Origin of the sequence: Saccharicrinis sp. GN24d3 (assembly GCF_052400645.1) — a bacterium.
Classification (GTDB): Bacteria; Bacteroidota; Bacteroidia; order Bacteroidales; family Marinilabiliaceae; genus Saccharicrinis.
On the sequence record NZ_JBQTGI010000022.1, the window covers coordinates 67,652 to 92,101 of the forward strand.

The following is a 24,450-nucleotide window of genomic DNA, read 5'->3' on the forward strand; positions in this document are numbered from 1 at the left end:
ATGGTTGTTCTTATTGTTTATTGCGGTGTCAACATTTTATAGGATAATTTATGCTCTTCCATGATATTCCCAAATTCATCAATTAATCTGAAAGTAACTTGAGGTTCTCTTTTTTGCGTGTTAAAAGTGAACTCACCAAAAGCTTTTAACCCTAGTCCTTTATAACCAAACAATTGATTTGTTGGATCTTTTGCCATCGCATCGGGGCCGGGAACACCACCTAATGAAGCAGCTTCAAATTCATACAACTTAAATCCAGATTCTCTGGGAATGGTAAAACCTCGTGCACCATGTCGGTCACCACTAATCAGTAGTACCCCGGGAATGTTTTCTTTTTCTATCAGGCTAAATACCTCCTCCCTTGCCTGCTTATCCCAGGTTCCCCAAGAGTCTTTACCGTTTGATATATCATCGCTCCACATGGTACCGCTTGAGATTATTTTGAAAGGTGCATCAGAGTTTTTTAAAGCTTTTTTTAACCATTCAAGCTGCTCTTCTCCCAAATATGAAGCATACTTATCCCTTTCCTGGACCTTACGGCACGACCTGGTGTCGAGCATTATTAATTCAACCTGACCTATTCGAGTTTTGAAATAAACTCCTTCTGCATTTCTTGGAGGGTTGTTCCAATTATGACGCCATATTTTACGTATCTCTTCCCTGTCTTTGGCTGTAAACTTTCCGGAAACGCCACTAAGGTCATTATTCCTATAATCGTGGTCATCCCAACTGGTATATAAGGGCGTATTTGCTGCGAGTTTTTGCCAGGGTCGTGATATATCCCTTAGCTGATAATCGGAACGGTGCATGCCAAAATTTTTGTTCCTGTCATCTACTGCGATATCTCCCAATAACATCATGGCATGAGGTTCTCTTTTTAAAACGGTGTTGATAAGGTTGGGGTTATGAAGCCCAATCTTATGAAAACAAGAGCCAAAAACCAACCTCACCTGCCCTTTATTGTTGCTCTTCGGTGCCGTTTTAAAAGCTCCTGTTGCAATAATTGTGTTATTAGATAAAACATGATAATCATAGTCTATATTGGGCGTTAACCCGTCAATTACAACACGTTGCTCCTTTCCTGCAACAACGGGATTCAATACAAACGTTTTTTCCTTTTTACAACCTGTTTTAACTACCTTAATCAGCAGCATATTGTCACTTGAAGGACGAATCCATATACTAACTCCATCGGATTTTAAATCTCCCAGCATCGGCCCACCCATTAAGCTCACGCCATTGTTTACTGCAGCCTCAACAATTTGCTTATTGGTAAAATCAACCATGTTGTTCTGAAAAATGCGTCTAGCGTCAAGGTAAAATTGTTTAATATTTGGTGGAACAGAGGCATAGCTATTGAGCAACATGGTGTCTATGTGCAGACTTCCCTTGTGCGCATCTTTTAAAGTGACATTAAACGTTAGCGAAACTTTGTCAACAATTTGAGAAAGGCAATTGCTTGTACAAAAAACTGTAAAAAACAGTAACGGATATGTTAATTTGTAAGATTGCATCGCTTGTGTTTTTTTCATTATAAAATTAAACAAAGCTAATATTTGGCGGGTGAAAAATAATGCTCGTTTAAGGGTGTTTAAGTAAAACTTAATAGGGTATAGAGCAAGGTATGGTTAAATATTGGGGTAAAATTGAATTACTATTCGCTTTGGTGTCAAGTTAAGTTTACGACTTCGGTTGTTTCATTAGCGCCGTTTTTCCAACCGGCTGTCCATAGCCCTCAAACTATGGGCTAAAGTCAATGGTAAAGCAGAAGAACAGGCAGGTATATCTCCACCTTAAAAGGCAGGGGTGTAGGATATAATTTTCAACACGATTAATATAATAACAAATTTAATCCTACCTTTTGTGGCAGGGCATATAAGCTTTAATCTTATTTATTGGCTATGCCATGACCGTATTCCTTAATTTGAATTCTATGACATACTGACAAACAGTTTAATTCTTTTTTTCAATTAATTGGTCAAGGTCTCCGTTAGCTTTTATTTTCTTTAACTTAACATATCCTGTATTAATCAAATGAACTCCGGAACCAGCTTCGGGCTAAATATCTAAGTGTATATTTTCAAACATTACTGACCGACTAAGTATTGTTTAGTCTATCGTATTGATTCAAATAGCAAGAGTTTTAAACTAATAAGCATTCTGTATGGGTAATCAATCCGCCTTCAAGCAAAAGCGATAAGAAAGAAAAGCACTTATTTTTAGCTTTTCCAAGTCAGCGGTGGCTTCTTTGTTTTCGATTTTGCAGCTGTAAGCAAAAATGAAAAGCCCGTCGTCTTGAGACAAATATGGGGATTTTTTAATACTTGGCTAAACGCTTATTTCGCTAAACCCAAACCAATTAATAATAAAGCTCAATTTATTATTTAAGTGGTATAAGATGACTTTTCATCGATCCCAATTAGTTTCCAAGATTTTTTCCAGCAGCGGAAAACCATGATCTGTCTCGTTCAGTACAATCCTTTGTTTTTTTAGTTCTTCTTTCAAGGATGTGATTACATCTGCATAAGCCGAATCATTATATTTATTGTACATTTCCCGGGGATCTTTCTTTAAATCGTAAAATTCCCAGGCTACAGGCCATTCCTTTTCTAATAAATCGCCATAGCTTTTATTCCAGTAAAATTTTCCAAATTCTTCCTTTGGCAGATAATGATGACTGTAATAAAAAATAAGCTTATACTCTTTTGTTCTGATACCCAAATGCGCAGGCACATAATGATGTATCATATGCATCCAATAGCGGTAATAAGTAGCCTGTCGCCAATCATGCTCTTTCCTGCCTTGCAAGGTATTCACAAAACTCTTACCTTGCATATAGTCAGGGGTCTGCCCTCCTGCCAATTCAATTAGTGTAGGAGCAAAATCTGTATTGTTTACCAGTAGATCAGAAACTGCTTCCTCATCCATCATTTTAGGATAGCGGACTATAAGAGGCATACGCATCGATTCATCGTACATCCAACGTTTATCTATAAAGTCGTGGGCGCCCAACATAAATCCCTGATCAGCAGTATAAACTATGATGGTATTATTCCAAAGCCCTTCTGCTTTAAGATAGTCAAAAAGTCTTCCTAAGTTATCGTCAATACCTTTTACACAACGTAAATAGTGCTTTAAATAAGTTTGGTATGCAGCAGAGGTCGCATCTTTCCCTCGCAATGTAGAGTCCTTAACATATGTGTTGACATAGTTGGCTCGCGAATGTCTCGACGAAACAGAAGAACCTATTATATTAGTCAGGTTGTTGTTTGAGCCTTTGATGGCCTCTGAGCCAAAATAAGGTTGGTTGTATAGGTTAGAGGGTTCTGGAATTTTTATATTTTCTAAATAATCGGCATAACGTGTTGCAAACTCGAACTTCCCATGTGGTGCTTTATAGTGATGCATCAGGAAAAAAGGCTTTGATTTATCCAATCCTTTTAAATAATCAATAGTGGAATTTGTAATTACATCCGTAGAATGCCCTCTGGAATTACTCAGGTTATTAGGCCACTCTCCCCTGCCCTTTTCTTTAAATACAGGATCGAAATATTTCCCTTGGCCGGGTAACACCTTGTAATAATCAAAGTTTGCCGGTTCATTTTTCAAATGCCATTTGCCAATAATAGCGGTTGAATACCCCTGCTTTTTGAGCTCTTTGGGTAAAAATTGTTTGGCCGTATCCAAGGCTGCATCTAAATCCAATACCCCATTGGTTTGTGGGTATTGCCCGGTTATAATTGAAGCCCTGCTCGGGGTGCATATCGAATTATTACAAAAAACGTTTTCAAACCGCATCCCATCAGATGCTAGTTGATCAATATTTGGTGTGGGATTAAGACTACTGTATAAACCCTGATATGCTCCAATGGCATGTGCGGCATGATCATCGGACATAATAAAAAGGATATTGGGTTGCTTAGGTCTGCTTTTTGCCGAACATCCTAACAATGATAAACTGATAAATATGAATGAGATATATTTAATCATAGAAAGGGGTATTAAATTTTAATAAAATTGGTAAGCATAGATTTTTCTTTGGTCGTGATGACCAAAAAATAATAACCTTTTGTCAGTTGCGCTATTGATATCTGATTATTCATCTGTTCTTCAATTACTTTCGACAATACCTTCTTGCCCGAAACACTAAAAACATCAACCACGGCTTCTGAAGTATTAGTTGTTGCTGACTTTATGGTAATATGGGTTTTGGCCGGATTTGGAAATACATGCAATTCTTCGTACCCCACGATGCCTACCGAAACGTTTTTAGGTTCTACGGTAACCGATACATCGGAGCTAATATTTGTATTGACTAACCGAACACTTATAGTCACGGTTCCTTGTTTAACGCCTGTTACCTCACCAATAGCGTTAACGGTTGCTATACGCTCGTCACTAGAACTCCAAATGCCATTTTTAATATAAGCCTCAGATGGAGATACGGTAAATGACAGACTTTTTATTTCACCTTCAAGAATGGAAAGTGAAGATTGATACGTACTAACCCGGGTAGGAGAAACAGCTTCATTTGGGTTAGGATCGATAGCTGTGTACCATCCACTTCCATACGTAGACGCGTAATACTTACCTAATACATAATTGTCGATAGCTATATCATTAATTCTATCAGACTGTCCGTTTCCTTTGTTGATTTTAATCCAGTTCTCGCCACCATCTTTTGATAGGAAGGTTCCTGCATTTCGGCCTTCAATTTTGGTATTGGCTAAAGTAGATACCAAAATGGTTTTAGGATCATACATGGCGGTTTCAATTCGGTTTGTCCACGGATAGTCAAATATCTTTGCCCAGGTTTCCATATGATCATCACTTACCCATACTCCTCCGTCATTGGCGTTTCCGTTTTTGCTTCCTGCCGTAATATATACCTTTCCATCCTCCGAAAAATGAATATCGTTAATTCCTTGGTCTCCCGAAATATTCTTGGTTGATTCTACTTCAGCCCAGTTTTCACCTTTGTCTGTCGATTTAAAAAGTCCTCCATTGTAGTTTTGTATAGTAACGTATAAGGTATTGTGCTCGTTGGGATCTATCGCAATCATGGTAGCATCCAGCGATTCAGGCAATCCAACATTGGTCTCCGTCCAGGTGGCACCGCCATCGCTCGATTTATGCACGCCCCAATGTATTTCCGAATCTCCAACAAATTCCAGACTTCTGGCTTTTTTAGGTACCACAAAGTACATGTTGTCAGGATTAACCGGATCGAATGTTAAGTGAATTTGATGTACGGACTGATCACCTGAATGACTGTTGATATCCCAATATGGAACCGCCTCGCCATGTTCACTCCATGTTTCTCCGCTATCTGTCGATCGCATCAACTTACCCTTTTTAGCTTGTCGGAAAAATAAAGCATAATGCATGGTGGTATCGTGCGGGTGAACAGCATACCAGCTTAAAGAGTTTTCTTCAGGCAGTAGCTTGTTGAATGTAGCCGCCTGTGCTCCCGAACGTACCTTATCGCCTTCATTGTTAGTTGTCCACAAACTATTTTCTCCGGCAAAGCAGAAAACCTTGTTGGCCATAAGTGGATGTTGAGAGAATCCATGCCCCGGAACATTACTGTTTCCTGCACCAACATAACGCTCCTCTCCTTTAGCTGTATATTCATCATCAATATCAACCCAACTTTCGCCTTTGTCGTAAGACATTAATGATATCTTAGCCATTTGGGTATGAAGAACAGAACCATCCGCATTGAACTTTACGAAGTTACATCCTTTTCGCTCATAAAAATCGCGGTTTATCCATTCCTTTTTATATTTGAGCGAGATATTGGTTTCCATCGGGTTAGTGCGGCTGGTCCAATAACTATAATCATCTGAACCTGCTTTCCAGGCCTTCCCGTTTCTTAAACATACATGCCAATTTTGCCCTCCATCGGTACTACGCCAAACTTGACCTGGTTTAAAGTTATTGCGTGAAGCGTTTGAATATTCATTATTGAGGTAAATATTATTTACATCATTCGGGTCAATCTCAATCGTATTGTAACGAATTGTTATTGCAGATGGCAAATTGGGGTAGGCTGCTTCAAATTCCTCATCGCTCATATCAAAAACATAAGCTGCACAATGGAAAAAACTCTTTTTAATATCCGAATTACCTTGAAATTGACGCATATCCAAAGCCAGGTTTCCAGCAATCTTTTGCCAGCTCTCACCTCGGTCTGTACTTTTAAACAAACCTCCTTTGTCGTCGGTAATGGTATTTCCATCTGATTTCCACATTGGGTTGCTGATGACAATCATAGTCAGGATATCATCTTTCGGGTTATAATGATAATCCATGGCGCGGAGCATATCGTAATCCATGCCTGAATCCTTTTTAACCCATAAGTTTCCTCCGTCCATACTCTTGTAAAACCCTGTGCTGGTTGAGGCATAAACTATATCAGAGTTTACTGGGTCAACCAACAAAGTTTCTATCCCGGTTTCAGGTTCCAGTCCATTAATTTTTAAGGTCCAGGATTGCCCCTTATCTGTACTTTTCCAAATTTTATTGAGACTGGCAGGATCGGCTAATATTCCTTTAGGTTGAGAGTACGGATAAAGGTTACTACCCAGATTTCTAAGGCGCCCTCCTCCTGCATACCAGATATTATCATCCTTTGGATCAACGGCAACAGCATCTACATATTTACCATCAAAGGTTGTTACTGCTAGCCTTGTCCATTTGTGGCCCCTGTTTTCCGTGTAATAGATACCTTGGTTTCTTTCGTCGGTGCACATTCCAAAATCGGCGTCCTGACGCGAAAAATCCAGGCTCGTTAGCTCAATTGGCCCTCGATATCCACGTCTGAAATCTGTCTCATCTTCGTTAAGAATGGATTCGTAAGTAAAGCCTTTGTCCCAGGTTCCATAGGAGTTGCCCATATTGGGGCCAATAAACAATACATTAGGGTCGGTGGGATGCCAAAATGCCGATTTACAGTTCCCGCTCATGCCCGGACCAAACTGGGTCCATTGAATACTTGGGTCTGATTCTACCATTTTAGTTTTTAAATCATTGAAAAAACTTGGTTCATCAATAACCTGTTCTATCTTAAAGTCGTCCAGGAAATATTGCGCGTTCCCGGCACTGTTCGATCTGAAACTAAATAATACATAACCATTATTGTAATTGCCATCAGGGGTGAATTCGGTAACATATTGAGCCCAATCGCTACTAGTCCAGGAACTAATATTGATTTGCGCCAGCTTATTATCGGCATTATCGAACAGTTTTATATTGGTTTCGTTATTATCGCTAGGTGATATTGCCTTATACCAAAACGAAAGTTTGTAAGTAATCCCTTCCTCCCAGTTAATACTTTTAGTTGTGGTTAGGTTTCCTTTCTGAGTTGACGTATTAAACGTCATTTGATAACCGTAAGAGCCCGAGCGGGTTGCCTGTTCGCTTCGTTCAAACGTTGTCAACCCTGTTCCTAAGGTAGAGCTCCAATCTGTTATAATTTCATTTTCAAAACCGCTTTCAAAAACGGTTTCGTTACTCCAAGAATTGATACAAAACAAAAAACAAAGAGATAGTAGCACATTTTTTTTCATACTGTAGAATTTTTCCATACATCAAATATCTGATGAATTAATATAAATGATAGGTTGATAATGATACTGAAAATGGGGTACAAACAGGACTAGGTACACATTGATATTAAAAACTTGTGGATTATCGCATGAATTGATATAATATTGTATTTATTGTTTTTGGAGATATACTACTAATTATTTGCCATGCGAAAAAGAATCTACATTTTATTGTTCACATGCGTGATGACGCTTATGTTAAACGCCAGCAAATTCAGGCATCTTACAACTTTAGAAGGTCTTTCGCAGAACGATGTAAATTGCATTTTCCAGGATAGCCGGGGCTTTATATGGATAGGTACAAACGATGGATTGAACCGGTACGATGGGTATCAATTTAAGATATACAGAAAACAGCCCAGGCAGAAAAACGGGCTTGTTGGGAACATTATTCAATCTATTACCGAAGATAACGAGGGCAACCTATGGATTGGAACCAGTGATAATGGGGTGTGTAAGTTTAACGTTACCAACAATCAATTCACCTCTTTCTCTAATACCGTAGAAAATCCAAACCTTTTACATACTAATCGAATTGTTAGGGTAAAGGCTGATCAATACCAAAATATTTGGGTGCTTACCCATAGGGGACTAAATGTCATTAAAGTAACTAATAACAAAATAGTTACCGTTCCATTTAAGAGTATCACACACAATAATAAGGTAGCAAAAGATGGATATATAAAAGATATTTGTGCAGATTCGCAGGGTAATATTTGGTTAGGGACTTTATATGGTATCAGAAAAATAGATCCTGTTACTTATAAAATTGAAAAATCGTTTGTTAGTGGTCAAGGCGCCAGGTCAGCTTCAAAAATTCATGAAAGAAATAATAAGATTTTTGTTCTGAATACCAGAGGGGTTCAACTATTTAATAAAAAAGACAAGGTATTTAACTTTGTATTGGAATATAAGGGTGCAAACCAATTTGAATTCGACAACGAAGGCAATTTGTGGTTAGGAACATACAACGGTGTAGTTTATGCAAAAAGAATAAGTACGGATTCGCTACGTTATAAAGTGGAAAAAGTATATACAAGTGGTGTTGAAGATGGTAGCTTAAGTAAAGATATAATAGTAGATTTATTTAAAGATAAGTCCGGTTTAATTTGGGTGGGAACCAACGGTGGAGGTCTTAATATTTATAATGCAAAGAAAAAACTATTTAATCACTATCAAAAGAGCAGAACGGCAAGCAGTATTTCGTACAATAAAATACGAAGCATATGCGAAGATGAATATAGCGGCTTATGGATTGGCACCGATGGTGGCGGCATAAACTATCGGCCTTCTAACAACAATTCTGATTATTCTGAAGGTTTCGTTCATATTAAAGCAGGAGATGGAAGGACTGCAGGAAGAGGGTATGCCTTGGCTGAAGACACCATAAATAATGTAATGTGGATTGGAACTGCCTATTCATCAAAAGTTTTAGCATTTGATACCAGAACCGGGAAGGAAATAAATATTGACAAATGGAATCTAGACATTAAAAGGGCTGTATTTTCGGCAATGATCGACCGCCATGGTTATGTGTGGCTTGGTACCTATGGAGGAGGCCTGTGGAGGTTGAAACCGGATGGGAAAGGAGGATATCAACAGGATAACTTTATAAAGCAAGAAAAGAGTTATTCCTTACCTTCCGATCTAATTCGAAGCCTTTTAGAGGATAGGAATGGAAATATTTGGGTGGGCACTGCGGATGGATTGGCGAAAATAAAAGAAAAGCATAAGTACAATGCCAACCCCAATTTTTTTACCTATAGGAACATTGCCAACGAACCCAACAGCTTGAGCCATGATTATATCTTACCTATATTCCAAAGTTCCGAAGGGGATATATGGATCGGAACTTTGGGTGGAGGACTGAATCGTTACCGTGAAACCAAGGACGGCATAGGTTACTTTGAAACCTTAACTACCGATGATGGACTGCCCAACAATGTGATTAAAGGTATTTTGCAGGACGAAGAAGGGCACCTTTGGATTTCGTCAAATGCAGGCTTGACCAAATTCAACGTTAAAAGTAATGAAATGACTAATTACGATGTTGATGATGGCTTGCAGGATTACGAATTTTCGGAGTTGGCTTGTTTTAAACGTAGGAATGGAGAAATGATTTTTGGAGGGGTAAACGGTTTTAACAGCTTTTTTCCAAAACAAATAACTGAAGACAAATCCTTGAGTCAGGTTGTATTTACTCAACTCGACATTTTAAATCAGCGGGTTGAAATTGGAGAGGAAATTCATGGCCGTTCACTACTAACAACAGATTTGAATGATACCAAAGAGCTTCAGCTAAAATATTCCGAAAATAGTTTTACGGTTTATTATGCAGGATTACATTTTGCTGCTCCCCGTAAAAACCAATATAAATATATGTTAGAAGGTTTCGATGAGGATTGGATTACCACATCCTCCGAAGCAAGGTTCGCAAAGTATACCAACCTGCGACCAGGCACATATCAGCTTAAAGTATTGGCTTCCAACAGCGATGGCATTTGGGGAACTGAGCCCAAAACAATAGACATTACAGTAATTGCGCCTTGGTGGCTATCCGGTTACGCGCTGTTTATTTATACGGTTGCCATTGTTATTTTGCTGTTGTTTTTCCGTAGATTCTCGATTATTGGCGTACAGCAAAAAAACCAATTGTTGATGGAGCGCTTCGAGAAAGAAAAGGTGGAGGAACTTTCCCAAATGAAACTCAGGTTTTTCACCAATATCTCACATGAGTTCCGGACTCCCCTGACTTTAATTATAGGTCCGATAGAAAAGTTGATCAAGGATAAATCTCTGATGTCAGAAGAGAAAATGGACAATATCCACAATATTATCCACCGTAATGCCACGGTCTTGCTCAGATTGATCAACCAGCTGATGGACTTCCGTAAATTTGAGCAAAGCAAAATGAAACTGAGAGCCAGCCAGGGTGATATCGTGAAATTCATCAAGGATGTATATGCTTCCTTTGAGGTTTATGCCGAGCAAAAGAAAATAGAATTCTTAATGTCTTTTACTTCCCATAAAATACCCATGTATTTCGATACCGAGAAACTGGAGAAAGTAATATATAATCTTCTATCTAATGCTTTTAAGTTTACCCCTGAGGGTGGCAAAATAAGTATTGACGTTAACGAAGATAAATATATGACCTATATAACCGTGGAAGATACCGGGGTAGGAATGGATAAAACCATGCAGAAACATGTTTTTGAACGCTTCTATCAATCCGACAAAATAGAGAATAAAAAATATGGTAGTACCGGCATTGGACTGGCTTATTCAAAAGGTTTGGTTGAAATGCATAAAGGTGTAATAGATGTAAGCAGCGAAGAAAACAAAGGAACAAAATTTATGGTGTCCTTACTGAAAGGTAAAGATCATTTTAGTAAGAAAGAGGTGGATGAAACAGGAATATACCAGCCGATAGAAGATGTGGTTTGGGTAAATACAAAAAAAACTTTAGCGCATCCCGAAAACAAAAATAATGAAACCTCGGTAGATACCGCTGACAAAAAAACTTTGCTTATTGTCGAGGACAACAATGAGCTGCGTAGTTTTATAAAAGAAAGCTTGAGCGATGAATACATTGTGATAGAAGCCGAAAACGGTGAAGAAGGATTAGAAAAATGTAAACAAGATAATCCTGATTTAATAGTAAGCGATGTGATGATGCCTAAAATGGATGGCTTTGAAATGTGCAAAACTATCAAGGAGGATGTGGACGTCAGTCATACCCCAATTATATTATTGACGGCCAAAACCTCAAGCGAGCACCGTGTGAAAGGTTATAGCCTGGGTGCCGATGCTTATGTTTCCAAACCTTTTGATTTGGAAGTACTGAAGGTTCGTATAGAAAACCTTCTGAAAAAAAGAGAAGAAGCCAGAAAAAACTTCAGCCAAAAAGTAGAAGTAACACCTACGGAAGTTGCAACCACCTCGATGGATGAAAGATTCCTGGCTAAAATACTAAGGATTATTGAATCCAAAATTGGCGATTCGGAACTTACCGTGGAAGAATTGGCTTCGGAATATGGAATTTCAAAGGTGATTTTAAATAGGAAACTAAAGGCACTAACCGGAATGACGGCGAAGGTATTTATCCGATCTATTCGCATAAAACGTGCAGCCCAATTACTTACTACAGGTAGGTATTCTGTTGCGGATGTTACCTACGAAGTCGGTTTTTCCGATTTAAAATATTTCAGAACCTGCTTTAAAAACGAAATAGGTCTATCCCCATCAGACTATAAAAGGGAACATGCAAATGATGGAGAAGAAAATGACGAAAATGAGGATACAAAGTAAATTCTTATACCCATGGCCTCATATTATGGGTGTAAGAATATTTTAAAACAAATGGATTCCGTATCGTGCATTTCTCAAATGTTAAAACTCATTTAACCTGTTAATTAACCGATAAAAAGTTAAAACCACCTCCTAAACCCGCTATTTATACCCCGTACATCCTTATCTTATTATGTATTTTCACATATTGAAAAAATGCAACTAAAAATCTGCAAACATGATAAGGTCAAGTATTCTAATACTGTTATCTCTAGCTGTACTTACAGGATTAAAAGCACAAATCAAGCCCAATGTAATTGTAGTGTTGGCCGATGATATTGGCACGGGTGATTTATCGTATTACAGAAAAATGCATTCCGATAATATTGTGTTGGAAACGCCCAACCTGGATAAATTAGCCAATACTGGTATGGCTTTTACCAACGCCCACTCCCCTGCCGCGCTTTGTGCCCCTTCACGGTATGGAATCATGACCGGGAACAGTTGTTTTAGAAGTGATTTTCCCTGGGGTGTTTGGGGAGCATATGAAAAGTCGCCAATTAAAAAGGATCAACTTACCTTAGGTAAACTAATGCAAAAGGCGGGTTACAACACAGCTTTCTTTGGCAAATGGCACCTGGGTGGCGATTGGTACAGAAAGGATGAGCAAGCAACCATATACCGAGGCCCCCGCAACAAACCAGAGTTGGATGTGGATATCTCGAAATATATTGGTGGCGGCCCTAAGGATCAAGGATTTGACTATGACTTTACTTTCCCTGCCGGAATCCAGGACGTTCCCTATGCTTGTTACGAAAATGAACTGTGGTATCCGTTGGCCAAGGATTCCAAATTTGATTTTATCACCCAAAAAAAGATGGACAAACTCAATTTTAAGTTGGATAAAAGTGAAGGATTAGGCGATTCTAACTGGGATCCGCATAAAATGGGACCACTACTTATTTCTAAAGCAGTTGATTACATTAATGGTAATGCACAAAAGAAAAAACCATTCTTTTTGTATTATTGCGCTTTAGCCGTACATCTGCCACATACCCCTTGCGATGAACTGGACGGGGTTAAAATTAAAGGAACAACTCCATGTGCCCATATGGATATGATCAAGGAACTGGATGTTCAGATGGGAATGCTGATAAAAGCACTTAAAAAACAAGGTATATACGATAATACTTTAATTATTTTCACATCTGACAACGGAGGTTTAACCAGAAGGGAAACCTTGGCTACAGGGCATCAACCCAGCAGTATCTATCGGGGTGGAAAAAATAGAATTTTCGAAGGGGGACATCGGGTTCCCTTTATTGCATCCTGGCCCAAAAACATAAAAACCGGTACAAGTGACAAACCCATACTGGGATTAGATATCATGGCGACCTTAGCAGATCTGACCAATCATAAAATTGCAGAAGGTCAAGCCATGGATTCCAAAAACATTTGGCCCTATTTAAAAAACAAGGAAGCAACAATACATCCCGAATTAATGCTGCAAGGTGGAACACAAAAAACTGTGGCCATCTCTGAAGATAACTGGAAACTGATCATCCAAATTGATAAAAAGGACAAAACAGATAAAATCAGAGAACCTATTGCTCTTTTCAACCTTAAAAATAATATCTCTGAAGATGAAAATAAAAACCTGATCCATTCACCGGAGCATAAATCAGTGGTAAATAGCTTGTTTCAGAAGTATAATAAGTTAAGGGACAGTAGTCAGTGATCGGTGGTCAGTAAACAATGGTCACTTGTTAATTAAGGATAGTAAAGTTCCCCAAAGGGACAATAGCAATAACCAAGCATAACACCCTTAGTATAATCATGTAAATCAAACCAACGCATTACAAACTATATTTAATATACTTAGGAAATCTGCGCCGGAAACTATGTGAAACAAGAAATACCTCTGCGAAACGCTGCGAGAAACATTAGAATGAATTTTAAACAATCAAATAAAATCATGAAGCAAACAGTAATTGTATTAATGCTTGTTTTTCTGGCCATAGGAAATACACTGACGGCACAGGATCAAAGTTTTAACAAGTCCTGGCTTTTTTTTAACGATAAAGCCGAAGGTGCCGAAATGGCAGATTTTGACGATTCCGCATGGAGAAAACTGGATTTACCGCACGACTGGGCTATCGAAGGTCCTTTCGACAATAAGTACAACGCCCGTTGCGGGGGTCTTCCATTCCACGGAACAGGTTGGTATCGGAAGCACTTTAACATGCCTGATACCGCAAAAGGCAAAGTGGTTCGTGTTGAATTCGAAGGAGCCATGTATGACGCCTATGTGTGGGTAAACGGAAAATTGGTTGGCAACCACCCCTATGGTTACATCGGTTTTGAATTCGATATCAGCAATTACCTCAAGTATGGGTCTGAGAATGTAATAGCAGTACGTCTGACTCCACAGGATTTATCATCACGCTGGTATCCGGGTGCAGGAATCTATCGTAACACCTGGTTAAAAATTGATGAACCTGTTCATGTGGCGCAATGGGGCACCTACGTAACCACCCCCACCGTAACTGACGTGAAAGCTTCTGTTCAAAACGAAACAACAGTTGAAAACAAAAGCAACAAGGCCGCTAAAATAAAAGTAACACAAGAATATTTCTCACCTGATGGCAAATCAGTTGCCGAAGCGGAAGAAACGATGACAATTCCCCCTAATTCGGCTAAAGTTTCCGGTACATGGTGTTACATAAAAAATCCGAAACGTTGGGATTTAGAAACACCTCACCTGTACAATGCAGTTACTACGATCACTCAAAACGGTAAAGTACTGGATACTTACCATACCCGTTTTGGTATCCGCCATATCAGCTACGATAAGGATGGCTTTTATCTGAACGGTCGTAAGGTTCGCTTTAACGGGGTCTGTCTGCACCACGACAACGGTGCCTTGGGTGCTGCAATTTACAGAAGAGCGGACGAACGCAAACTTCAAATTATGAAGGATATGGGTGTAAATGCTATCCGCACCAGTCATAACCCACCATCAAGAGAGCTTTTAGAGCTATGTGATGAGATGGGCTTGTTGGTTCAGGACGAAGCTTTTGATGTTTGGAAAATGCCTAAGGTTCCTAACGGATATAATGTATTCTTTGAGGAATGGGCAGAGCGCGACATAAAAGCTATGGTTAAAAGAGACCGTAATCACCCATCTATTGTGATGTGGAGTATTGGAAACGAAATTATTGAACAAAAAGACAAGAAGGATGGTTGGAGATCAGCTAAAATGTTGAATGATTATGTCAAGGAAATGGACATGACCCGTCCTACTACCGCGGGTTTCAACCACTACTCAGGTCCGTACGACAACAATATGGCACAACAGGTGGATATTGCCGGAGCCAACTACAAACCCACTAAATACGGTGAGATTCACGAAAACTACCCTGACCTGCCTATTTATGGTTCAGAGACTTCGAGTTGTACCAGTAGCCGCGGTGTTTACCACCTGCCAATCGAGAAATACAAAACACATGAATCGTTACACGTAAGCAGTTACGACTTGATAGGACCACCCTGGGCGTATCCTCCCGATATTGAATTCCACTTTCAAGAGAAATATCCGCATAGCATGGGTGAATTTATCTGGACTGGTTTCGATTACCTGGGTGAACCAACACCATACGGAGGTAAGGACAACTCGACCAATGGTTATTGGAATGGCGACTGGCCGGTACACAGTTCGTACTTTGGTGCAGTTGACTTATGCGGGTTCCCGAAAGACAGATTTTTCCTTTATCAAAGTCAGTGGACAACAGAGCCTATGATACACCTTTTACCACATTGGAACTGGAAAGGCATGGAAGGAAGAGAAATTCCTGTGTTCTGTTATACCAACTGCGACGAGGCTGAGCTTTTCTTAAATGGAAAATCGCTGGGCAAAAGAGTAAAAGGTAAAGATTTAACCGAGATTAAAGTAGACTTCCTGCGTTACAAACCAAAGACATTTATGTCGAAATACCGTTTATCGTGGAATGTGCCTTATCAGGCTGGAGAACTTAAAGTGGTAGGCTATAAAGATGGTAAAGCCATTCAGGAAGAAATCATCAATACCGCAGGAAAACCTGCCAAAGTTTCTCTTTCTGTGGATAGAAAAACCATTGAGGCCAGCGGAACAGATTTGGCTTATGTGACCGTTCGCATCGAGGACAAAAACGGTAACCTTTGTCCAATGGCCGACAACCAGGTATTCTTTAAGGTAAAAGGAGCAGGCTCATTGATAGCTGTGGACAATGGAAATCAAGCTTCATTGGAATCGTTTCAGGCCAACCACCGCAAAGCATTTAGCGGCATGGCATTAGCTATTCTTAAATCTTCAGAGGCAGCCGAAACTATCCAATTAACGGCTACCTCAAAAGGTTTGAAATCAGCAAAAGTGGTGGTAACTACTAAGTAAGATTTTTTATTTGTGGATTTAATATTTGACCGAGGGTTTCGTTTTTAGCGGAGCCCTCGGTTTGTTCTAACCCGGATGTATTAGAAGATCCTCATGAACATTGAAAGCACAATAACATTAGGCTTTGCTGAAGTGAGGCATAGCCTAGTTTTAGTGAATAAAAGCAATCCAACGAAGTGACTTGTTTTGAAGTGATTTCAGCGAGCAATAGGTTTTCTAATGCATATTGCGGGTAAACCATCTCTGATTTTTAACTTTACACAATCACCCTGCCAAACCCCTATTATTAAGACTGTATATTTAACGCTGTCAGGTCCGAAGGACGATGTAAGGTTCCAGCATTGTTAAACCCATCAGCATACCTGTACCTGAAGGCTTTTCAACAGATATAGTTTAACTTAATGACATTGCGGTAAAAATCATTTACTTTCCCTTAACGTCATAGTTCAAACAATTGTCGGATATGTACAATAAAGCACCAGCAATCCACCTTAACTTTGCATATCTACAAATCAGTATATTAATTCTTCTTATCATGAAACCGAAGAGCTGCCGGGCTATCGCAAGCTGGGAGCAATTAATTAGATCACGTTGTCGGATAATTGAAAATTACGCTGACTATCAGGTTTCACTAATTTTAATACAATGAAAAATTATCTGATACTTTTATTGTTAATAGTTTTAATGGGTTGCCAGACTAAAACGACCGTTGAAAACTCTTCTCAAAAATACAAAGCCGACTGGGAATCGTTAAAACAACACAAAACACCGGAATGGTTTAAAGATGCCAAATTTGGTATTTACTTCCATTGGGGTGTTTATTCTTACATGGGAAAAGGCGAATGGTACTCGCGCCAAATGTATGAAGATAAAGACACAGGATGGAACCACTGGCTACGGGAACATCATCTGGATACTTATGGTGATTCGGTTCATTACCACGATTTTATTCCCAAGTTCACTGCAGAACACTTTGATGCCAGCGACTGGGCTGAGCTCTTCAAAAAATCAGGTGCCCAATTCGCTGGCCCTGTTGCCGAACATTGTGATAACTTTTCGAACTGGGACAGCAAGGTTAACAAATACAATACGGTTAACTATGGCCCTAAGCGCGACCTGGTCGGAGAGTTGGAAAAAGCCATCAAAAGTCAGGATTTAAAGTTTGTGACCACCTTTCACCACAGCTGGGAATGGGGATGGTATAACCGTTGGAGCGGACTTATTGATACTTCAGACGTTGAGTTCGATGAATTTTATGGCGAATGGACTGCTCCCGAAACCTTTGATAGCTTTAGAGGTGGACATGCAGCAAGCGGGCAATTTAAGGGTAAGGTTAACCCTAAGTATGCTCCTTCCCGCAAATTTGCAAACACCTGGAAAGAAAAAATTTACGAAGTGGTAGATAAATATCAGCCGGATTTATTGTGGTTCGATAGTCGTGTTTTTCTTTTACCAGAAAAAGACCGACAAGAAATGGTGGCACACTACTATAACAAAGGATTGGAATGGAACAAAGATATTGTGTTGACCTATAAAAACGAAGACCTCGAAAAAGGTGTTGGTGTATTAGACCTGGAAAAAGGAAGGTTCGATGAAAAGACGGACTTCCCGTGGTTAACGGATGACTCTTATGCATGGCACGGATGGAGCTGGAGGGAAGACCTAAACCTAAAAACACCTGACGTTATTATTGATGAGCTAATTGATATCTCCAGTAAAAACGGTTGTCTTTTACTCAACATCACCCCTACCCACGATGGAATTATTCCTCAGGAACAACGAGATGGACTGCTTGAAATTGGAAAATGGTTAGAAACCAATGGAGAAGCGGTATTTAATACCCGTCCATTTGTTACCTATGGCGAAGGAGTTACCCAACTTAAGAAGAACCATTTTGGCGGAGTTCAGGGTTTCGGAATTACTTACCAGCCTGAAGACTTTAGGTTTACTCAAAATGGTACCAACTTGTACATATCTCAGTTGGCTCTTCCTGCGGCAGGTAAAGAATATTTGCTAAAGAGTTTTGCAAAAGACGGTTTGGCCGGAACATTCAAAATCGCAAACATTAACCTACTTGGAAGCCAGGAAGAAATTAAGTGGAGACAAAGCGACATTGGTCTTTTTATCACTGCCCCACAAAAAATGCCTAACGACAAAACCATTGTTTATAAAGTAAAACTAAAATAATGCGTAAATATTTCTATCTTTTATTACTCGGTTTGGCTTCATTTACAAATGCTCAAACCCTCAAAAAACCCAATATTATTTATATCATGAGCGACGATCATGCCGCCCATGCCATTGGAAAATATGGCGGTAGATTGGCTTTTTTAAACCCCACGCCTAATCTTGATCAATTGGCTAGTGAAGGCATGGTTTTCGAAAATTGCTTTGTGACTAATTCCATCTGCACTCCCAGTCGTGCAACCATTCTGACGGGGCAATACAGTCAAACCAATAACATACTGGATTTCAGCCGACCCTTAAAAACGGAGCAACAATACCTTCCTCAAGAAATAAAGAAACAAGGGTACGAAACTGCGGTAATCGGCAAATGGCATGTCATGTGTGAACCCACGGCCTTTGATTTTTATAGCGTACTAAAAGGTCAGGGTAAATATTTCAACCCAACCTTTTACGAAAAAGGGAATGGTGTTTATCCCAATAATATAGTTAAATCTACTGGTCATTCCTCCGATGTAATTACCGAAAAAGCTATCAACTGGGTAAAAAACCGAGACAATAAGGACAAACCATTTTTTTTGATGTACCATTTTAAAGCACCACATGATTGGTTTGAATATGCCCCACGATACGAAGGTTACCTGGCCGATACCAAAGTTCCTGAACCTGAAAACCTGTATTCTCAACCCAACTGGGGATCAGAAGGAACCCGTGGAAAAAATGACAGCCTGATTCATGAGATTGGGACATCGGTATCTCGGAGACACCCTATCAACGGTTATGTGAACTATTATAAAATCGATGAAAGCATACCGGATAAAGAAGCAACATCCATGGCTTATCAGAAATACCTTAAATCGTATTTGCGTTGTGTTAAAGGAGTTGATGACAACCTGGGTAAGTTCTTCCAGTTTTTAAAAAACAATGGTCTGTATGAAAACACCATTATAATCTATTCCGCCGACCAAGGAATGATGTTGGGCGAACACGATATGGTGGATAAAAGATGGATGTACGAAGAGTCAATGCGTATGCCTTTTATCGTGCATTATCCCAAACAAATAAAAGCGGGTACCAGAAATGATATGATTATTAATAATACTGACTTTGCTCCAACCCTGATTGATCTGGCAGGTGGTATTGTTCCCAAAAAAATGCAGGGAAAAAGCATAAAACCATTGTTGAAAGGGAAAAAACCAAGGAACTGGCGTATGGCCACCTATAACCGTTATTGGCTGCACCTTACACACCATGATATTCCCGGACATTTTGGAATACGTACCCAGGATTACAAGTTGATTTTCTTCTACGGCAGGCATTGGGATTTAAACGAAACCGGGAAACTTTCCAGAGCCTGGCTTACGCCTGACAAATCATTTGTAGTACGTCCTACTCCCCCATCCTGGGAACTCTACGATTTAAACAAGGATCCCCATGAGGCCAATAATGTATATGATAATCCTGCGTATGCCCATATTATAACGAAACTAAAGAAAGAACTTAAACGCCAACGCAAAATGTACAACGAAACTGACGATGCTTACCCACATATTCAAAAAATAGTGGATGAGTATTGGGATAAGTAATTTTGCTTTGATTTACCCAAATTAATTTTCAAAAAAAAGACATTTTTTTGCTGTACTTTAAAAAATCAATTATATTTGTTCGCAATATTACGAACATCATGGTGGACAAAAATAAAATCATAGATAAACAGCATGCTGTACCAAGCTACGCTAATACAATACAGCATCATTTAGGTAGATACATTCTGGATCTGCATGCAAACAATAAATGCTGGTAAAAAAAATTATTTTGAAAGTTCGTTTTTCTGCGAACTACGAACGCATTGCCAAAAATATGACTTAAATAATATCCAATGAATAAATTAAATTTATTATCAAAAGATCAGGAAGAAGGAAAGAGCATGGCTTGTGCCATTGAGAGTCCCGAACAGTTGAATAACCCGGAAAATAAGAAAAGGGCAGGTTTATTAGTTGCAATTGCCATAGTTTTACCGGCTTTAATTTTATTGTATCATTATCTCCCTACTTTGGTTGATTATTTAACCTTCGATTTATTTCATCTAAGTTCCGAATCACATATAGGTGAAGCATTGAATTTCTTTTTTTACGATACCATTAAAATACTTATCCTACTTTTCCTTATCAGTAGTTTAATGGGAGTAATTAATGCTTATTTCCCGGTGGATCGTTTAAGAATTTACCTGACCACAAAAAAACTGTATGGCCTGGAGTATTTTTTCGCTTCTTTTTTTGGGGCAGTTACACCTTTTTGTTCCTGTTCCTCTATCCCTTTGTTTATTGGTTTTGTAAAAGGGGGTATCCCGCTTGGCGTTACCTTTGCTTACCTAATAACTTCTCCACTGGTTAACGAAGTCGCAGTAGCGATGTTTTTGGGTCTATTTGGTTTGAAAGCAACTCTTATTTATGCCAGCAGCGGTATTATTATGGGGATGGTAGGCGGCTATATTCTTGGAAAATTGAAACTCGACAAATATCTGAGCGATTGGGTACGACAGGTTCAGGAAAATGCCATACAAGAAAATGAAGAGTGGGAAGATGAGAAAACGCCTTTTATAGACCGTTTGCCATCTATTATAAGAGATGGATGGGATATCGTTCGAAAGGTGCTGTTGTATGTACTTATCGGCATTGCCATTGGCGCTGCCATGCATGGCTACGTTCCAGAAAATTTCTTTACGGAGTTTTTATCTGCTGACAAATGGTATGCGGTGCCGTTGGCTGTCATCCTGGCTGTGCCCATGTATGCAAATGCTGCAGGAATAGTGCCCGTTATTCAGGTATTTGTGGCAAAAGGTGTTCCTCTTGGCACTGCCATCGTGTTTATGATGGCTGTAGTTGGACTTTCATTGCCAGAAGCGACCTTACTCAAGAAGGTCATGAAATGGAAACTCATTGGTATTTTCTTTGGCACCATAACTTTGTTTATAATTGCTCTGGGATATCTTTTCAACATGATTCTTTAATGACTTAAAGTAACCTTGTTCAGAAGATAAATAGAGGATAACAAAGCATTTAACTGTTTATTATACTACAAAATTAACTATGGACAGACGTAAAGCAATAAAAATAGCGGCTGGAGCTTTAGCCGCAGGAACCGCAAGTGTTGCCGCATTAACCACCGCATTTAAGCCGAAAGAAATTCCAGCTCCTTCACCGGAAAAAATAGAACTGGAAAAAACAGAATCGTCATGGAAATATAGCCCATTAGATCCGGCTTCCACATCTCAACTGGCTTATCAGGATTATAACGTGGGCAGTTGTATGTATGGTGTTTTTAGCAGTATCATAGCTCAACTAGCCAACAAGATAGGTGAACCCTATACTTCCTTTCCTGTTCATATGATGAAATATGGTCACGGTGGTATTGGAGGTGCAGGAACTATTTGCGGCACTTTAAACGGGGCTGCAGCGGTTATGGGCTTACTAATAGATAACAAGAAAGTTAGAGATGTTCTTACTTCTGAGTTATTTTACTGGTACGAGAATAATGCATTTCCTTTGTTCAAACCGAATGAACCTGTTCTGGATTTCACCCCGCCAACATCCGTGTCAACATCTGTTCTTTGCCATGCTTCTACAACAAGATGGGGGGAAAAAACCGGATTTAGAATAGACAGCAAGCAGCGAAAAGAACGCTGCCGACGTTTAACTGCCGATGTCGCTTCCCGAACAGTTGAAATTCTAAACTCATATTTCAACGATACTTATATTACAAACCAGTACGATAATAAAACAGTCAACAACTGTATGACATGTCACGGAAGCCATGGAAAATTAGGAAACACAACGGGTAAGATGAGTTGTACCTCGTGCCACGACAAATCAGTAGGACACGAGCTGTTTGGCGATATCCATTATAAGTTGATGGACTAAAAGTAAATGAACGTGCATTGATTCTTAAATTCCGCTCATTATACCATAACATTGCCTTTTTGTAACTATTTCTGGACCAAACATATTAGGAATCTAGAAGGAGGGAGCCCAAAAATGATAATTTGTAAATTAAACTTATTTTTTGTTTTCGGACACCCTCTCTTTGACTATAAAACTTTTCCAAATTGTCCAATTACCCCCTATTATTGATACAATCATTCCTGACAATATCATTTCCTATCTAGTAAATTGCATGATCAATTTATTATTTAAAGTCATGTTAAGAAAAATCTTTTTCACAGCAATTATCACGCTTTCTTTGCAATTCTCCTTTGCACAAGAAAAATACAAACCTGAATGGGAAAACCTTAAAAAACACAAAGCCGTTCCCGAATGGTTTGCGGATGCCAAACTAGGCATTTATTTTCATTGGGGTGTTTATTCCGTGCCGGCCACTGACGGCGAGTGGTATCCCCGATGGATGTACGTACCCGACAGGGAACCTAACCTTTGGGGAGGGAAAGTATATAAAAAGCATCGAGAAACCTATGGCGAGGATTTTCACTACCACGATTTTATCCCGGGTTGGAAAGCGCCTAATTTCAACGCCAAAGAATGGGTAGATATGTTTGAAGGTTTGGGTGCCAAATTTATTGGCTCCATTGCCGAACATCACGATGGTTTCTCACTATGGGACAGCGAGGTGAATGAATGGAATTCGGTTGACATGGGACCCGGGGTTGATATGGTGGCTTCTATTGCCGAAGAAACTAAAAAACGGAACCTCAAATTTATGGCCACCTTTCATCACGGTTTCCACAACCTGTTTTATCCTAAACAAGACCAGGCCGTAATGCGACCAGTTACACCCAATAAATACAACTATGTGTACGAAAATTGCGAAGTACCACAGGATCCTAAATACCGCAAATTGTATTGTAATATGGATTACGACGAAGCGCAAGATTTGTGGTTGGGTAAATTAAACGAGGTAATTGACGCACATTGCCCGGATTATATTTGGATGGACTTTGGACAGCGTTTTATCACAGAAAAGTACCGCAAACAGTTTTTAAGCAACTACTTTAATAAGGCGGCCGAAGAAGGAAAAGAAGTGGTGGTAAATACCAAAGGTGACTTCTTCCCTACCGAGTTATCGGTGGTAAACGTGGAAAGGGCTACCATGGAAGATATCACTCCGGAAGTCTGGATTACTGATTTTATATTAGGGAGCTCGTGGTGTTACAACAAAGAGAAACGTACAGCTATCGATCCTGCTAAAGCAATCCGAATGCTGGCCGAAGTAGTAAGCAAGAATGGTATTATGCTGCTTTCAGCAGGCCCCATGGCCGACGGTACCATGCCCGAAGAACAGGTGAAAGCTATGGAGGGCATCGGAGCCTGGATGAAACTATATGGGGAAGCGATTTATAACACCCGTCCGTTTGTTGTTTTTGGTGAGGGAACCACAGAACTTAAACGGGATCCCAAAGATGCCTGGAACGAATATGGTGCTATCAAAAAAGGATTGAATAATTTAAATGCGGCGGATATTCGCTATACACAAAAAGGGAAAACAGTATATGCTATTCAATTAGGATGGAACACTAAAACCCCCGAAAGAACACTCTCCGCATTTGCTGATGAGGCTAAAAATATTCAAATAAAATCGATTAAAGTGCTCGGAAGCAGTGAAAGAATCAAATGGAAAAGAACTAAAGCAGGATTAAACGTTCAGCAGCCTAAAAAGAAACCGGCCGAAGCTGATGCTGCCTTGGTTTATAAGATTACGCTCAAATAGACATTCATTTGGATAAAATTTAAGAGGGTGTCCAAATATGTTTTTTAATTAACAGTGGGACTTACAGATTAAAAACAGAGAGACTCAGTAACCCCCATCCCCGCAACTTTGATCGGTACTTCCCCCTAGCATCGTCGCTCTTGACTTCCGCATTGGGACACCCTAAAAATATTTTAAGATAATTTCATAAAGTTCTTCTTGTTCAGTGTCCATTTT

Annotated in this window: 11 protein-coding genes; 8 read left to right on the plus strand and 3 right to left on the minus strand. The window is 39.5% G+C overall.

Features of this window, described 5'->3' with window-relative positions; all coding sequences use genetic code 11:
* Positions 1 to 17 precede the first annotated feature (17 nt).
* From ACT29I_RS21060 to ACT29I_RS21070, 3 genes are all read right to left on the minus strand, one after another.
* On the minus strand, positions 18 to 1,532 hold the full coding sequence (locus tag ACT29I_RS21060) for an alkaline phosphatase D family protein (protein ID WP_444794342.1): 1,515 nt from the start codon (positions 1,530 to 1,532) through the stop codon (positions 18 to 20).
* 874 nt (positions 1,533 to 2,406) lie between these two features.
* Positions 2,407 to 3,990, minus strand: coding sequence for a sulfatase family protein (locus ACT29I_RS21065; protein WP_444794343.1), 1,584 nt, complete (start codon positions 3,988 to 3,990; stop codon positions 2,407 to 2,409).
* Between the two features lie 11 nt (positions 3,991 to 4,001).
* Positions 4,002 to 7,571, minus strand: a complete 3,570-nt coding sequence (locus ACT29I_RS21070) for a VPS10 domain-containing protein (protein WP_444794344.1) — start codon at positions 7,569 to 7,571, stop codon at positions 4,002 to 4,004.
* Between the two features lie 186 nt (positions 7,572 to 7,757).
* On the opposite strand from ACT29I_RS21070, the gene ACT29I_RS21075 reads away from it, so the two are divergent.
* The 8 genes from ACT29I_RS21075 to ACT29I_RS21110 all read left to right on the plus strand — a co-directional run bounded on the left by ACT29I_RS21075 (position 7,758) and on the right by ACT29I_RS21110 (position 24,234).
* Positions 7,758 to 11,921, plus strand: coding sequence for a hybrid sensor histidine kinase/response regulator transcription factor (locus ACT29I_RS21075; RefSeq protein ID WP_444794345.1), 4,164 nt, complete (start codon positions 7,758 to 7,760; stop codon positions 11,919 to 11,921).
* Positions 11,922 to 12,138: 217 nt separating this feature from the next.
* On the plus strand, positions 12,139 to 13,638 hold the full coding sequence (locus tag ACT29I_RS21080; protein WP_430934620.1) for a sulfatase family protein: 1,500 nt from the start codon (positions 12,139 to 12,141) through the stop codon (positions 13,636 to 13,638).
* A gap of 237 nt (positions 13,639 to 13,875) precedes the next feature.
* Positions 13,876 to 16,329, plus strand: coding sequence for a beta-galactosidase GalB (galB, locus tag ACT29I_RS21085; protein ID WP_430934619.1), 2,454 nt, complete (start codon positions 13,876 to 13,878; stop codon positions 16,327 to 16,329).
* 645 nt (positions 16,330 to 16,974) lie between these two features.
* Positions 16,975 to 18,516 (plus strand): alpha-L-fucosidase, encoded by a 1,542-nt coding sequence (locus ACT29I_RS21090; RefSeq protein ID WP_444794346.1) that lies wholly within the window; start codon positions 16,975 to 16,977, stop codon positions 18,514 to 18,516.
* Positions 18,516 to 20,099, plus strand: a complete 1,584-nt coding sequence (locus tag ACT29I_RS21095; protein ID WP_444794347.1) for a sulfatase family protein — start codon at positions 18,516 to 18,518, stop codon at positions 20,097 to 20,099. Before ACT29I_RS21090 ends, ACT29I_RS21095 begins: the two co-directional genes overlap by 1 nt.
* Positions 20,100 to 20,392: 293 nt before the next feature.
* Positions 20,393 to 21,523, plus strand: coding sequence for a permease (locus ACT29I_RS21100; RefSeq protein WP_430934616.1), 1,131 nt, complete (start codon positions 20,393 to 20,395; stop codon positions 21,521 to 21,523).
* Positions 21,524 to 21,602: 79 nt separating this feature from the next.
* Positions 21,603 to 22,433 (plus strand): cytochrome c3 family protein, encoded by an 831-nt coding sequence (locus tag ACT29I_RS21105; protein WP_430934615.1) that lies wholly within the window; start codon positions 21,603 to 21,605, stop codon positions 22,431 to 22,433.
* A 277-nt stretch (positions 22,434 to 22,710) separates the two neighbouring features.
* A complete protein-coding gene (locus ACT29I_RS21110) occupies positions 22,711 to 24,234 on the plus strand; it encodes an alpha-L-fucosidase (RefSeq protein ID WP_444794348.1) in 1,524 nt (507 codons plus the stop codon).
* The last annotated feature ends 216 nt before the right edge of the window (positions 24,235 to 24,450 follow it).